This is a genomic window from Bacillus cereus group sp. BfR-BA-01441, assembly GCF_022663075.1.
GTDB classification, from domain to species: domain Bacteria; phylum Bacillota; class Bacilli; order Bacillales; family Bacillaceae_G; genus Bacillus_A; species Bacillus_A cereus.
On sequence record NZ_JAKUEU010000029.1, the window covers coordinates 45,185 to 59,369 of the forward strand.

The following is a 14,185-nucleotide window of genomic DNA, read 5'->3' on the forward strand; positions in this document are numbered from 1 at the left end:
TAAAAACCGTCCCATTTTGGGACGGTTTTTATTATGGAAAGATTACATACAACACTTGCTTCTTATTTATCAATACAAATGAAATTACCGAAACTACAAACGTAATAATACCAATTGTAATAAAGTGAAACTTTAATCATTGGGGGTTTTGTTAATCCCCCAATGATTATTAGCCCTCACCACTCCCGCATTAACAGATCCTTTCTAATTAAAAATGATAGGAAACGTAAATATAACGAAAGCTGCCCAAAGTCCGTATATTGGCAAATACTTCGTAACGGCATCTTGGATAGCTTTTAGTCCTGATTTATTTTGCAAGAAACGCATATAGGCAAACATAATCCAAATGAGATTTGCCCAAATCAGTATGTTTACTCCTAAAACAGCAAGTCTATTAGGTGTAATCCCGTAAGAAGAAAGTCTGAATACTATGGCTGACAATGCGACAGTGTCAATAATAAGCGCCAGAACAATTAAGGAAAAATTTATATAATCTGAAATGTTCTTTTTCTCGTCCGAGTCACTCTCAACGATAGAAAATATAGTAACAGCCAATACGCCAAGCAGTATTCCGTTGAAGGCCATTAGGAAATTGCGATCCAAGAATGGATTTTTCCCGACCCAAATTACCGTTATAAGATAGATAAGCAAGGTAATCAGGACGAGAGGACTAAAAATTTTAGATATGTATGGTGTAATATTTTTAGCAAGCTTAAGATTCATTGATACTAAGTATGCAGTCACAATAGCGAGAGCCGCTGCTCCAAATAAAACAACATTACTAAAATAGAATTCTCCTATATCTAAGTCAACAAAGCTAAATAAACGCATGGTGAATACCGCAAGTATCATTCCGCTCACTGCCATGCTCCCGTAGAGAAGACAATATTCTAAATTAAATTTAATATAGGCTAATCTTGTACTGCCTTTTGAATATTCATTTCCTGTAAATGCAAGCCCTACTAAGACCCATAAAAATATAGGAAGATGTAAATACGCAAGTATGGTACTGTCTTTATAATTTACTGGCAGCGTATTAAGATAATACCCGGAAATTAGGAACAACGCTGCAAGGGAATAAATAATACTTTTTTTCGGAGTATTATTGTAAACAAAATAAGCAGCAATAAAGGGAATTACACCAAAAGCCAAGTTAATTGGAGCAATTGCTTCCTGCTCAACAAAGTGGAAAATGATCCTGGTGCTTATGCCGGCCAGAATAGCTAAAAGGCCCATGAATAAGAAACCTTTTTGAAACAAAGATGTTTTTTCTTTATTTACTTTCTCCTTGAAATGCAACCTTTCATACCAAGCAGCTAGAACCTGGGAATCAGGATTTTGGTCCCATGCTTGTGAGAATGCTTTTTTAAAAGCTTTCGGATCTTTTCTATACATCTTCTCCAACTCATGGGGGTTATCCATATTTTTAACAATCAAATTGTTAATGTTCATAGTTATACCTCCTCTAATTTTAAAAATAAGGTTGTTACCTTTTAACAAAAGCACCTCACTCATTTATTATGATTTTGATTTTAATACAAGTTTTATCGTTTTACAATAAAAAATTATTATTTAAAGGATTTTTTTTATCGTTAAATTTTATATAAAAGAAAAACAAAAGAGCATGACAGTTTTATGTCATGCTCTTTTAACAAATTAATTCTCAAATACAAAATTAATCTTATTATCTTTCCACTCTAATTTCGCATCAAACGTTTTCTCGCCCTTTTTAAAGCCTTTAATTAAGTCAGTCTTTTCACCTTTTAAGAGCTTTGTCATATTCTTTTGCGAAATTGTTTTACTTAATATCTTCTTTGAAATGGTGAAATCACATTGCGTTGTATTATAGTTAGAACAACCGTAAAACGTTGACTTATCAATTACATCGCCATCACATTTTTTACAGCTACCAACCTTTTTACCCGTTGTAAATTTCGATCCTTTTCGTTCAATCGATTCAACATGTAGTCCAGTGAAATCCCACTTCTCAGACATTTCCACTGCATCTTCAATAATTTTAGCTGATAGCTTTTTCGTCTGTTCCATAAATGTAGCTGGTGAAGCTGTACCTTCACCAATTTCCGCAAGACGTTGTTCCCATTTCGCAGTCATTTCTGGTGAAGCTAGTATTTTATCACCAATTGCGGTAATTAATACTTTTCCTTTATCAGTCGCATACACTTGGTTTTTCTTTACATCTATATACTTACGGTCTTTCAGCATCGTAATAATACCTGCGCGAGTCGCTTCCGTACCATATAAAAAAATTTATGCGCATAAATCCATTGTACTTTAATCACTAAAACAATCATAGATATAATAGACTTTTCACAAATATTTATGCACATAAATATTTCACTATTTTAAATATAAAAAATAACCCTTTACAATCCACATAAACAATTAATTCATTTATTGATGAATTTTCAGGAGGCGTTCTTTATAAAAAACACACTAGCTCAAGAAGATAATATTCTTTCTTTTAATGAAGATATAATAGAAAATATAAAGTTTATTATATATCTTGTGTGGAATAATATTGTGAGGAATGTACAAGGAAAACCTATACAAAAGAAAAATGCCACATTAGCTATAAAAATATCTATGACTAAATAAGCTATTATACATCCTCTAACAGATTTCATATTTTCTAAATGGAAACATAGAAACTACAATACAATGAAAATACATACACAAAATTCAGCAGTATTTTTTAATTTTCTTCTAAGAAAACAAAAGAGTTACAAATTATATTCTCTAGAATATTTAAATTTCAAGCATACATTTGTTTCTTAAACAATTTGACTTTGGAAAGAAAATCTAGAGTAACTGTTCTAAGTTATCGGCGTACTTTAAGAGAATTTTTCATCTAATGTACTATAGTTTTCAATCATAACCTAAATTTCGTAAATTTATATTTTTCATATTCCCCCCCCAAAAAAAAACATACAGTGACCAGTTAACTATCTCTTTGTCCTATGCTATCTTATTTCTAGATCGAAGCCAGTCCAACACTTTATTATAAAAAAATTTTGATTTTGGTATAGCCCTTACCTTAGTCCTCTTTTCAATTACCCTAATTTTTTTAAAGTCTAAATCTTTATCTTTAAAATTGATAACTCTTCCACACGTAACCCTACATAAGTCAGGATATAAATAATTGCTTTATATCTCCGTTACTTTTTTCAGGATTTACTCCACTGGTCTTTACAGGGTACTAATAGGGCTTCAAACTCTTCCTCTGTCAGCCACATGAGTTTTTCATATTCTTCGTCTGCTACTTTAAAATTTTTAATATTTATCATAGGATTTACTTTAAATATACTGTTCACTTTCAGCACAATTAAAATAACTCCTGAGAATATTTAAACAACAATTCATCGTACTTACGGACAACACGTTATCTTCTTGAGGATTAAACATATCTATTATCCATTTTTTATTATCTATTGCTTATTACATAACTATTCTGATCCAATCCTGTTTCTTGAAAGAAAATTGATAAATCGTTGATATAAGACAATATTGTATTCTGTGACTTTCCTTGTTCAACTAAATAATTCCGATATTTATGTTTTATATCCCAAATTTGTTGCATTATACGCTGAGTTTAAATAAAATATTAATAAAGGCTCAGTATATAATTTCTATTACATGTTGAGTTCTAAAAGTTAAGAAAGATACACTTCCATCTCAAATTCCCCTTGAAATTCTTTAGGTTCGCTCAAAGTGTTATTTAAGTATTTTATATATTCGAGTCGTAAAAGTCCCTGCTCTTACATTCCATTTTTTTATGGCTTGTGTATAGGAATCCGACTCTGTCATTTTACACATTTTACGATCTAACAAATTATAAATGTATATACTTCTGCCATCATTAAACATTCCAAATTGCATCTTTAGGTATATACTCTCCTTCTACAGCGTCTACAATGGTTTAGCTTTCACTGGTATTTAAAATCAATTACATATAAGTTAGTGAATACTGTCCATTTAAAGGAAATAAATAGATTGTAATCCATTAGGTAATTACAATGGTTTAGAAGAACTATTATCAGTCAACACAACCATGTCAATCCATTTTCTATAGCTGCTTCAATCTGAGTGCCCCAGCGTCTATACTTTAATCCATACATCCCTACTCCCTTTCTCTTCGTAAAATTTGTACCAATAAATAATCTCATTAAAATAATAATTTGTCATATATAATTATCTTTTTATACAAAATAGGGGAAGTCATTATATATTTTACTAAAATACCTATAATTATTTTCGAGATACTTCAAGAATCAGATGAAATTTACGTCCTTCTATATACACTATTTAACAAAACAACTATCTCAAAATAAATTTCTTTGACAAAAACTTTTATATGAACCTCGATTAATAACTTAACACGAACCCATTTACTTGTTAAAGACTCAAAAGGGGGATTCTACATTATAAAAGAATTTTTTTATTACTTCACTGGACCAAAATTTGAACAACTAGTAACAACAACGAAATACACTTTATTCAGAAAATAAAAGAAGCAAGGATCGTTACTCTAAAAAGGATAACGTCCCTTGCCTCTCTACTAATTCCAAAACATAAACATTAAAAATTCTAACATTTCCCATTACTATCTCAGCACAATTCTTCCCTACTTTTCAAGAAATATACTATTTCACTTATTCTACAATTTTTTATAATCACAAGGTTTCTAATTTATATTTTTTCATTACAAGTTCATGATAAAAAATTTCATTAATAAAAATGCAGCCTAGTAAAATATGTTATTTTTCCACTTTATCCTTTCGGGAAACTTAGTATTAAAATAAACACTCTTAAAAATCTTAGATAATTATCCACATCATTTTACAGATTATTAATACTACTAAATAATTTCACTAATTAATTTATTATATTTCCGTAAGAAAAATTGATAATGATTATCTAAAATAGTTAAATTATCTATGTATTTATTAAACATTTTTTCATCTTGTTTAATAAAAAAGAAATTAATAAGCTTTGCAGTACCATCTATTATATCCTGAATATCTTTTATACAATTTTTTAATGTACCAGTATCAAATTTAAATGTGAGAGTATCTAACAAGTAATTAGCGACTAATAATTGTGGGAATAACATTTGATCTATTCTTCTGATAAAAGTATTATACTTCTCCCTCTCAATCCCGATATCCAAATACTCAGATATTCTATCATAGTGATAGTCTCGGACTTTTAATATGGGAGATTTTTTACTCATGAATTCATCAAACGCAACTTGAATTTCTCCATTTGATAACCTATAGTAATCATTAACTATCAGATTAATTTTATCCCTAACACTTAATTCATTAAAACATTTTAAGACCTCGAAATTACCATAAATCGTAATATCCGTGTACTCTCCATCCTTAATTAAGGTAGCTTCAAAGTCATTGGTTTTCCATATTATATTATGTAACGCTTCTACGTTGGAAGGTCTCGAAAATTTTACATCTACTGCATTATAATCATGAATAATATATTTCACACTTGCCATAAATGATTGTTTTGAATCAGGGTATTCAAACTCTCCCATTATACATGGAACTAACCCTTTATTTAGATAGTCGATTTTAATTATATCTATTAATTTTCTGTTTTCAACCTTACAACTGGTTTCAATATTTCTAGACACAAGAAATTCATGAAATCTATTATGATTCAAAAAAAATTCACCCTCAATAAAGTCAAACCCTAAATATCTATCTACAAAGAACAGTTCTATATCTTGTATTCCGATCATATCTTTCAACACTAGATATTGTGTTCTATCATAACATAATAGCTTTTTGTATTCTTCAAATGGTGTTTTTATTTGATTATCAATCATTTATATCTCCTTTCTCTTTCTCTTCATATTCAATAGAGATTATAGAATCATAAATTTCTGCAAGCTCATTTGACTTTTCAAGGGGATTCTCTCCAAAAATTTTAGAAAATATCCAACAAAAATAACTTGTATTCAGATCTTTTGGATATACCCTATCACCTGGAAATTGAAAAAGTTCATAAGAGACTACTTCTTCTCTATCTACTATCTTATCTATATTATGAATATTTTTTATAACCCCAGAACCTTGTAAGGTCATATTATACCAAAGGTAACTTTCAATATTACACGGATTCAAGTCAAATTCAGAGCATTTATCATTAAACTCTTCATAGCTATCACAAGAAATTGAATAATAATATATTTTGAAAAAATCAACATTATATGCTTTAGAAAGTATTTTATAAAAATATCCTCCTGCTCCTGGCCGTATTGCAGTTTCAATAACATAAGGGACTCCCCCCATAATTCTAATTTCAGTATGAGTTGCACCACTTCTTGCCCCTAATGCACGAACCGCTTTATACGACTCATTAAGTAAAGAACTTTTAATACTTTCAGATAATTCCGGATCAATACAATACACCCTATCTGGAAAATATGGACCTTTATCATTTCCTTTAGAAAAAATACCATCTATAATCGGTTTACCATCAAACCAAATAGTATCTATTGCGTACTCATTTCCTTCAATGAACTGTTCAATTAGAAATCCCGAATTATTATTATTTGTTTTTGATAAGACCGTTTTATTCAATACTGCTATCTTATTCAAGTGTCTTACTAATTCTTCAGCAGTATTTATTTTTTTTACTCCACAACTTGCAAAGCCTCCCGTTGGTTTAATTATTACAGGATACTTAATATTCTCTTTTTCAGTAGATAGTTCTTTTATAGTCTTATAAAAATAACTTTCTGCCGTATTAACCTCATTTTCTTTGAATAGTTTCTTCATAATACCCTTATCTCTAAAGGCTATATACTCATCAATTTCAAATTTATTTATATTCAAGTCTTTTTTTAATTTTTGTGTTGTTAACAGATAAGATTCATTGGCAGTAACAATGTAAAATTTCTCAGTATTAATTAATTTTTTAATTTCCTCTAGCGAATTATCGTAATCATTGAATAAATCTAAAAATAAAACATCCTCATACTTTGAACTTATATCCATTTTATTTGATATAAAATACATATTATCATTTTCTTCAATCGCAACTTTCTTTAGTTCCTTATATAAATGCAATTGCGGCTCTATTACAATAATGTTTTTACTCATTTTATTTCTCCCCGCTCTTGCAAGTGGTTAGTAAAAACATCCACTCTTGCAATAACATTCTCAAGGAAAGCATCCAAATCATTCTCTATTAGTTCATCAACAACTAACATCAGCCTATTTAATCCTACAGCAATACACATTGTATTGTAATATTGTCCATTTTTATTTTTTATATCAAAAGCTTTAGTAAAATGGTTTTGGTGTTTATTTATTGATCCAATTGCAATATATTTTTTTAATTTACTACTAAAACAAAGTAGTTCAATTTTATTATCTGATATCAATTGTGACATTAATAGTTTATCAGCATTTTCATTGAAAAATATATCATTTGCCGTTTCTAGTTTATAATCTAATCCTAATACATAACCTAAAATTACAAAAAAGTCAATTAACTCGTTGTGCACAATCTTTTGTCTAGTATCATCACCTAAAAACACAGCTTCCCTCACGCTAAATTCATATAATCTTTCAGCATTATTTAAATTACCAGATTCATTTCTAAAACATGATCCCGAAACTGTAAATGCTTTAATATCCGTCGTTTCATAATGCTCTTTGAATAACGGATAACAATGTAAACATATAGCTGGATTTAAAGCATATTCGCTTTTCTTAAAATAGTCTTTTAAGTTTTCAAACTTGTTACTATCATCTTTTCCAAGTAAACTCATAACTTGTTTAAATTCCACCGGATGAGTATTTAACTGTGAAATAAAACTTAAATGCTGACAACCTGTCTCAAAATATTTGGTTTTTTCCAGTATATCCGTACTAATTATTGAAGGTACTGTAATATTTATTGCACCGTATGTATTCATAAAATAACTCTCAAGAAGTTTATCAATTTCATCTTTTATTAAAACACCCAAACCAGAATAAATATTTAGTCCTTTATTTTGTTTTGCTGTTAAATTAAAATTACATTCAACATCACGAATTTTCTGAACAAACAACTTTGTATTCTCTAAGAATCTAGTAAGATTTAAATTCGTTTTTATCAATTCAAATTTATTTGTTCGACTACTATATAACACTTTAGATTTTTTATTCATTTTGATACTGGAATATTTATCTTTTAATCTATTAATTTCACTTATTAATTCTTCACTACCAATCTGATTTTCTAAAGTAATTATTAATTTATTTTCATGCAATTCAATGTTATTGATTTGTGGATAATAAAATTTTAGTTGATATTTAATTAATTCAAAAAACTGGTTATTAATTTCAATAGAATCTATTTCAACTCTTTCCATTACAATTTCCCTCCTGCTATTTTTGTAGTATCTCTGAAATATAATTATCCAATTTACTTAAAGTCTCTAGATCATTCATATCAAGTTCGTCATAATCAATAGATACATTAAAGTTTGTTTCAATCCTTAAAACAAGTTCAATTAAAGCTAGCGAGTCCACTCCAAGACTTGTAAGAGTTTGATTTTTATGCTTATCATAATCCCTAACAACACTATCCAACATTTTATCTTTCATAAGCCCCTCTAATAAATCAACCAAATTATTTTTCATAATTAACTCCTTTTTATATAAATAATTCAAATATTCACCTTAAAGTCTAATCTTTTATACAAAATTACAACTCATTAAGCCTGTATATATAAATTTCCCATTTACAAATACGAGTATTAGACTTAAAATTTAGTTAATTCAGAATCCACTATTCATTTATAGCATATTATCTAATTATTGTAAATTATATATTGTCTATAAATTAACACTCTCAACCCTAAAACAACTATCTAAAACTTTTATTGGAGGAGCTATGAATAATATTAGAAATCTAAAAAACACTCTTACTCTGAATTACGTATTTTTAATCTTAGGTAATTCAACCTCAAAATTGGGAACTGTAATTTATCAAACTATTTTAGCATGGTGGCTAGTTGAAAAAACTGATTCTGCAAAAGCATTTGGTTATATTTCTTTTGCTAGTTTACTCCCTATCGTTTTATTTAACTTCTTCAGTGGAGTAATTGTAGATAAATTTAACCGAAAAAAGTTATTAATAATCTCAGATATAGTTAGTGGTTTAACTTGTATAAGTATAGCCTATATTGCGTTTCTTGATATTATTAATATTCCCTTACTAATTCTGGCTAGTTTTTTACTTGGGGCAAGTAGCGCAATATTTGGTCCCGCAAGCAAGGCTATACTTCCAGAAATCGTTAATAAAGACAGTGTAGCAAATTGTAATTCTATAACTTCAACAATTGGTCAAATCATTGGTATAGCCGCACCAATGATTGCTGGATTTCTATTAAAAGATTTTTCTATTGGTATAGCCTTTATTTTTCTTATAAACGGATTGACTTTTCTTATATCTGCCTTATGTGAAAGTTTCTTGAAATATAATTTTTCCAAAACGAAAAACAAAAAAGATACTTATTGGAGTGCACTAAAGGAAGGATTCCATTATACAAAAAAACATAAATGGTTAATTAACCTACTAATCGTTTCGGCAATAGTCAATATTTTTATAGCGCCCTACAACGTTTTATTACCTTTATACCTGAAAAGGGCCTATTTAGATAACATTTTTTTATACAGTCAAAGTTTAACTGCTGAAGCTATCGGAGGAGTATTAGGTGGGATGATGATATTATTCTCAAAAAATAAAATTTCTAACCAAAAGATGTTAGCAACTAATATATTTTTTTGTGGTCTATCTGCAATTTTCATGCAAGTATTCATTAACAAATACATTTTATTAATATCAATTTTTTCATTTAGTTTATTTTTAACTCGATTTAATGTTTTATTCTTTTCACTTGTGCAAACTACTGTAGAAAAAAATATGCTTGGAAGGGTTTTTTCAATTATTATTATGATATCACTATCTACTATGCCAATATCTAATCTAATCTTCGGATATTTAGGTGATTATATGTTAGATTATGTATATATAATGTCAGGAATAGGAATTTGCTTCGCCAGTATGTTATCCATATTGAATTTTAATCTGAAACCAAAAGCTTATAAAAACTCTCTTTCAGACTAAATAAATTCTGTAATTTTATAGCAAGCACCTTTTTAAAATATACTAGTCAATATATTTAATTCTTATCAGGAGATTCAAATAATCCAGTCGTTTTCTCTCCTAATTTTGTAATAATATTACTTTTGAAAAATTCTTGTTTAAAAGGAGGAAATTTTAAAAGATGAAGTTAATATGCTTACCCTATGCGGGAAGTTCAGCTAGAGTTTTTAATACTTGGCGAAATACCTTATTACCAGAAATCGAAATTAAAAATATCGAATTATCAGGAAGAGGAAAAAGAATAAGAGAAACTTGTTATAAAAATATAGCAGATGCTGTAGAAGATATTTATAACATCATTGATAAAGAAATAGATGATTCTCCCTATATTATCTTTGGTCATAGTATGGGGAGTATACTCGCCTTTGAACTAGGTCATAAAATCCAGCAAGAGAATCGTCGCATGCCAGAGGCATTCTTTTTTTCCGGTAAACCTGCTCCTGATCAAACTATTAAAGAATTTGTACATCTATACAAAGATGTGGATCTTATCGGCAAAATATTCAAATTAGGCGGAACTCCTCCTGAACTAATACAAAATAAAAAACTATTAGACATATATTTACCAATTATAAGAGCTGATTATAAAATTGTCGAAACATACAAATTTCAAGACAAGAAAAAGAAATTAAATGCCCCATTTTATATCTTATACGGCAATAAAGATGAATTTGCATTACATGAAATTTTAGCATGGAAAAACCACACAAGTAAATATTGTACATTTTACGAATTCGATGGGGGACATTTTTTTATTAAAGAACAAGAGAAATCAGTACTAAATTTAATAAATACCGTTTTCTTAGATGAATTGAAAATAGGTGTATATAAATGAATATATATTCCGTAAAACTTCCCAATACACTATCTAATGATGAGTTCCATCATTACTTAAATGAAATTTCAATAAAAAAACAAAAAAAGATAAGGCGTTATATTCGAAGAGAAAATGCAATTAGAACTCTCTTTGGTGAATTATTAATACGAACAATTATTGACAGAGAAAAAGTTACTACTAATAATCTATTTTCTTTTTCTTATAATGAGTATGGCAAACCATATATTCAAGATGTGTCCAATTTCCATTTTAATATTTCCCACTCTGGTAATTGGGTAGTATGTGCAACTGATAATAAACCTATTGGCTTAGATATTGAATTAATAAAACCAATAAATCTAGAAGTTGCAAAACGATTCTTTACTGCAGAAGAATATGAATATATAATAAATCAGCCTCCAGATAATCAATTATCCTGCTTTTATGACTTTTGGACACTTAAGGAAGCATATATTAAGGCAATCGGAAAAGGATTGTTAGTCCCTTTAAATTCTTTTTCAATTAAAATAAAAGCATCTAAAGAATTTATTTTGAGTAGTGATTTTCTTACAAATTCTTTTTGGCTCACACAGCATGAAATTGACTCAGACTATAAATTATCAGTATGTTCAGCTGCACCCAATACAGTAAGTAGAATAGTTCAAATCCCATATACTAATTTAATTTCTAATCCTTTTATTATTCAAAAAACACCAAAATGTACGAATAAACAATCTATATAATCATGGTATTAATTACAAATTTCATGTAGCTTTACCTGCTTAAAGAATTATGTATGGTAAGAAACATATAAAAATTCACTTGAATTTAATCTGTATCCTTTGTAAAGGACATAAAAAAACTAGGCTACATCAAGAAGATGATTTCTGTATTCTAGTCTTACCCCTGTCAAGTTGCCAGTAATAGATTAGGTGTCTTTTCATTAAGCAGCCTTAGTTCCAAACTCAATAGGACTAAGGTTGTTTAATCTTTTGGGAAATCTTTTGTTATTGTAATAGCTCCTATATTTTTTAGTAGCCTTAAAAACTTCTGCTTTTTCATTAAACGTATATCTATAAACGCATTCTGCCTTAAAGTGACTAAAAAAACTCTCTATACATGCATTATCGTAACAATTTCTCTTCCTAGACATGCTCACAGTTATTTTGTGCTTTTTAAGTAATTGCTTATATTTTTTTGATGTATACTGATAACCTTGGTCGCTATGTAATACTGTTTCGTAGACTTTTCTATTTCTTAAGACTTTATTGACTGTGTCTGTAACTAATTTTGAATTGTTGTATTCGCTCATTTGGTAGGCCACAACTTCATTCTTGTAAAGGTCTAGTATCACAGAAAGATATATGCGCTTATTGTTAAAGGTAAGATAGATTATATCTGTAACCCATTTTTCATTTGGTCTTGTAGTTGAAAACTCTCTATTTAACAGATTTTCCAACACGACGCATTGTTCTTTTAAACCAAAATGCCTCCACTTTTATTTTCGAATCTTAGCTTGTATCCCCATTTTCCTCATTAAACGATATACTCTTTTATGATTCACCTGTAAACCATAATACTTTTTGAGCCATATACAAATTCTTCGGTAACCATAGCTACCATTTATATCTGGATCTCGTTCGCATTCTGCTATTTTAGACATGATAAATTAATCCCCTTTCATCTTTTCAGAGGGATCGTTGATTCTTTTTCCCACTTATAATATCCACTTCTTAAATCACCTGCAATTTCACAAAGCAATACAATTGAAAAATTCTGTTTTAAGGTATGAATGACCTCATATTCTACTGATTTACTTTTTTGACCTCATCCCCTTTTTCGTAGCTAATAGCTTTTTTAAGTATGCGTTTCCCGCTTCTAATCGTTGTATTCTAGTATTCAGACTTATTTCATTTGTTTGTCTAGATTTTCCACGTTTTTCTTGCAAGTCCAAAATACCCTCATTTTTATATTTCTTAATCCACCTATCTATAACTGGATATATAATTCCTAATTCTTTTCCAATTCCTCTATGTAAGTACAATTCAATAGCTTTCATTTTAAAATTGATTGAAATAGTCCTTCTAATTTTCCCCATAGAAAATCCCCTCCATAATAAACAGTAAAGTAACTTTCTTTCAACTGTCTACTATAAGGGGAAATCATATCATTCAACAGAAGTCATTTTTTAAAATTCCACTGATATCTATAGTGATTATAGTATGTCATAAATCTCTTAATCTCTTGTTTTAATTTAATAAAAGACTCGTAAGGTTTTATATGTTCTCCATCTTTCAGATGACCCAAAAAAAAGATCTTTGTGAGGCTTTATCCCAACAGTTTCCCCTTCTTGACTTGGATATTTTCAGACTAACTTTTGATATGTAGAACTTGTGTAGTGAGCACCTTGAACTGAATGAATATATGCATCTTCAGCCAATCAAATCCCCTAATTCCCTTTTAATTTATGAGGGGTTGTCGTTACGAGGTTCAATGTCTTCTGTTCTGAAACATGGTAAACTAAAATTTCATTGGTTGAGCCATCTAAAATTGTAGATAACTTGAAACTGAACCGCCAATGTTATCCATATTTGATGAGCCCCTTTCTTTCTATTTTTAAATCGAAGTGCTTTTAATAGAGTTTCTTTTACAATTCCATCTTAATTACTTTTTTATTTCCGTTGTTTTTGAGATGGAATTGTAAAAGAATAATAGTATCCCGCAAACTAAATACATCATTTTTTCTATAAGTAGAACGCCATCTACTTCCTTATGACATAAATCGTTTCATTCCAATCATATCTAAATCAAAGACACATTCTTCAAAAATATTTCAAGGTAGCTTTCCTTTTTCATTTTCCTCAATAAAAATATGCTTAAATTCCTCTGTATAAGTGATACCTTTCTGACTTACAGATTTTACGTATAGGTTATTTGATAGAATTTGAATTTCTCTTTCTGTGAATAGCTTTTTTGTCATTTTCAACATTCTCCGATCCCCATTTTCGTTTTATTATACAAGAAATACCCTATAGAATAGACTTTTTTCAAGTGTCTATTCTATAGGGTACATTTTACAATGTTATTATTCTTTTCTAAATCAACTATTTTTCGCATTGAAGAAACACTCTTTTAAACTGTCAACATATTCACAAATATATTTTTATT

General features: G+C 28.9%; 12 protein-coding genes and 2 pseudogenes. 3 read left to right on the top strand and 11 right to left on the bottom strand.

What is annotated here, in order from left to right; all coding sequences use genetic code 11:
* Positions 1-204: 204 nt before the first annotated feature.
* From MR107_RS14410 to MR107_RS14440, 7 genes and pseudogenes are all read right to left on the bottom strand, one after another.
* Positions 205-1,452, bottom strand: a complete 1,248-nt coding sequence (locus tag MR107_RS14410) for a DUF4153 domain-containing protein (protein WP_025687213.1) — start codon at positions 1,450-1,452, stop codon at positions 205-207.
* Between the two features lie 204 nt (positions 1,453-1,656).
* Positions 1,657-2,256, bottom strand: a pseudogene (gene topB / locus MR107_RS14415) (DNA topoisomerase III); the annotation flags it as partial.
* Between the two features lie 929 nt (positions 2,257-3,185).
* Positions 3,186-3,341, bottom strand: a complete 156-nt coding sequence (locus tag MR107_RS14420) for a hypothetical protein (RefSeq protein WP_242292471.1) — start codon at positions 3,339-3,341, stop codon at positions 3,186-3,188.
* Between the two features lie 1,535 nt (positions 3,342-4,876).
* Positions 4,877-5,863, bottom strand: coding sequence for a hypothetical protein (locus tag MR107_RS14425; RefSeq protein WP_242292472.1), 987 nt, complete (start codon positions 5,861-5,863; stop codon positions 4,877-4,879).
* Positions 5,856-7,142 (bottom strand): ATP-grasp domain-containing protein, encoded by a 1,287-nt coding sequence (locus MR107_RS14430; RefSeq protein ID WP_242292473.1) that lies wholly within the window; start codon positions 7,140-7,142, stop codon positions 5,856-5,858. Before MR107_RS14430 ends, MR107_RS14425 begins: the two co-directional genes overlap by 8 nt.
* Positions 7,139-8,401 carry an aminoacyl--tRNA ligase-related protein gene (locus MR107_RS14435; protein ID WP_242292474.1) on the bottom strand — a complete coding sequence of 421 codons (1,263 nt, stop codon included), beginning with the start codon at positions 8,399-8,401 and terminating at the stop codon, positions 7,139-7,141. The genes MR107_RS14430 and MR107_RS14435 overlap by 4 nt, the downstream gene beginning before the upstream one ends.
* A 16-nt stretch (positions 8,402-8,417) precedes the next feature.
* Complete coding sequence (locus MR107_RS14440; RefSeq protein ID WP_242292475.1) at positions 8,418-8,672, bottom strand: acyl carrier protein; 255 nt, start codon at positions 8,670-8,672, stop codon at positions 8,418-8,420.
* A gap of 253 nt (positions 8,673-8,925) precedes the next feature.
* Here MR107_RS14440 and MR107_RS14445 point away from each other — a divergent pair, with 253 nt between their 5' ends.
* From MR107_RS14445 to MR107_RS14455, 3 genes are all read left to right on the top strand, one after another.
* Positions 8,926-10,161 carry an MFS transporter gene (locus MR107_RS14445; protein WP_242292476.1) on the top strand — a complete coding sequence of 412 codons (1,236 nt, stop codon included), beginning with the start codon at positions 8,926-8,928 and terminating at the stop codon, positions 10,159-10,161.
* 160 nt (positions 10,162-10,321) lie between these two features.
* Entirely contained in the window at positions 10,322-11,035 is a 714-nt protein-coding gene (locus tag MR107_RS14450; protein WP_242292477.1) for a thioesterase II family protein, read from the top strand.
* A complete protein-coding gene (locus tag MR107_RS14455; protein ID WP_242292478.1) occupies positions 11,032-11,760 on the top strand; it encodes a 4'-phosphopantetheinyl transferase family protein in 729 nt (242 codons plus the stop codon). The genes MR107_RS14450 and MR107_RS14455 overlap by 4 nt, the downstream gene beginning before the upstream one ends.
* Positions 11,761-11,960: 200 nt before the next feature.
* Here the strand turns inward: MR107_RS14455 and MR107_RS31700 are convergent, their stop codons facing one another.
* The 4 genes and pseudogenes from MR107_RS31700 to MR107_RS14470 all read right to left on the bottom strand — a co-directional run bounded on the left by MR107_RS31700 (position 11,961) and on the right by MR107_RS14470 (position 14,006).
* Positions 11,961-12,479: an IS3 family transposase gene (locus MR107_RS31700; RefSeq protein ID WP_368738392.1), complete on the bottom strand. Its 519-nt coding sequence runs from the start codon at positions 12,477-12,479 to the stop codon at positions 11,961-11,963.
* 36 nt (positions 12,480-12,515) lie between these two features.
* Positions 12,516-12,680: an IS3 family transposase gene (locus tag MR107_RS14460; RefSeq protein ID WP_242292479.1), complete on the bottom strand. Its 165-nt coding sequence runs from the start codon at positions 12,678-12,680 to the stop codon at positions 12,516-12,518.
* Positions 12,681-12,830: 150 nt separating this feature from the next.
* Positions 12,831-13,115: a helix-turn-helix domain-containing protein gene (locus tag MR107_RS14465; RefSeq protein WP_242292480.1), complete on the bottom strand. Its 285-nt coding sequence runs from the start codon at positions 13,113-13,115 to the stop codon at positions 12,831-12,833.
* An 83-nt stretch (positions 13,116-13,198) separates the two neighbouring features.
* Positions 13,199-14,006 (bottom strand): annotated as a pseudogene (locus MR107_RS14470) (HTH domain-containing protein).
* Positions 14,007-14,185: the final 179 nt, after the last annotated feature.

Excerpts from the sequence above, each read along its gene's own strand:
- MR107_RS14410 (WP_025687213.1), bottom strand. The coding sequence starts at position 1,452 with ATGAACATTAACAATTTGATTGTTAAAAATATGGATAACCCCCATGAG.
- MR107_RS14425 (WP_242292472.1), bottom strand. The coding sequence starts at position 5,863 with ATGATTGATAATCAAATAAAAACACCATTTGAAGAATACAAAAAGCTA.
- MR107_RS14430 (WP_242292473.1), bottom strand. The coding sequence starts at position 7,142 with ATGAGTAAAAACATTATTGTAATAGAGCCGCAATTGCATTTATATAAG.
- MR107_RS14435 (WP_242292474.1), bottom strand. The coding sequence starts at position 8,401 with ATGGAAAGAGTTGAAATAGATTCTATTGAAATTAATAACCAGTTTTTT.
- MR107_RS14440 (WP_242292475.1), bottom strand. The coding sequence starts at position 8,672 with ATGAAAAATAATTTGGTTGATTTATTAGAGGGGCTTATGAAAGATAAA.
- MR107_RS14445 (WP_242292476.1), top strand. The coding sequence starts at position 8,926 with ATGAATAATATTAGAAATCTAAAAAACACTCTTACTCTGAATTACGTA.
- MR107_RS14450 (WP_242292477.1), top strand. The coding sequence starts at position 10,322 with ATGAAGTTAATATGCTTACCCTATGCGGGAAGTTCAGCTAGAGTTTTT.
- MR107_RS14455 (WP_242292478.1), top strand. The coding sequence starts at position 11,032 with ATGAATATATATTCCGTAAAACTTCCCAATACACTATCTAATGATGAG.
- MR107_RS14460 (WP_242292479.1), bottom strand. The coding sequence starts at position 12,680 with ATGTCTAAAATAGCAGAATGCGAACGAGATCCAGATATAAATGGTAGC.
- MR107_RS14465 (WP_242292480.1), bottom strand. The coding sequence starts at position 13,115 with ATGGGGAAAATTAGAAGGACTATTTCAATCAATTTTAAAATGAAAGCT.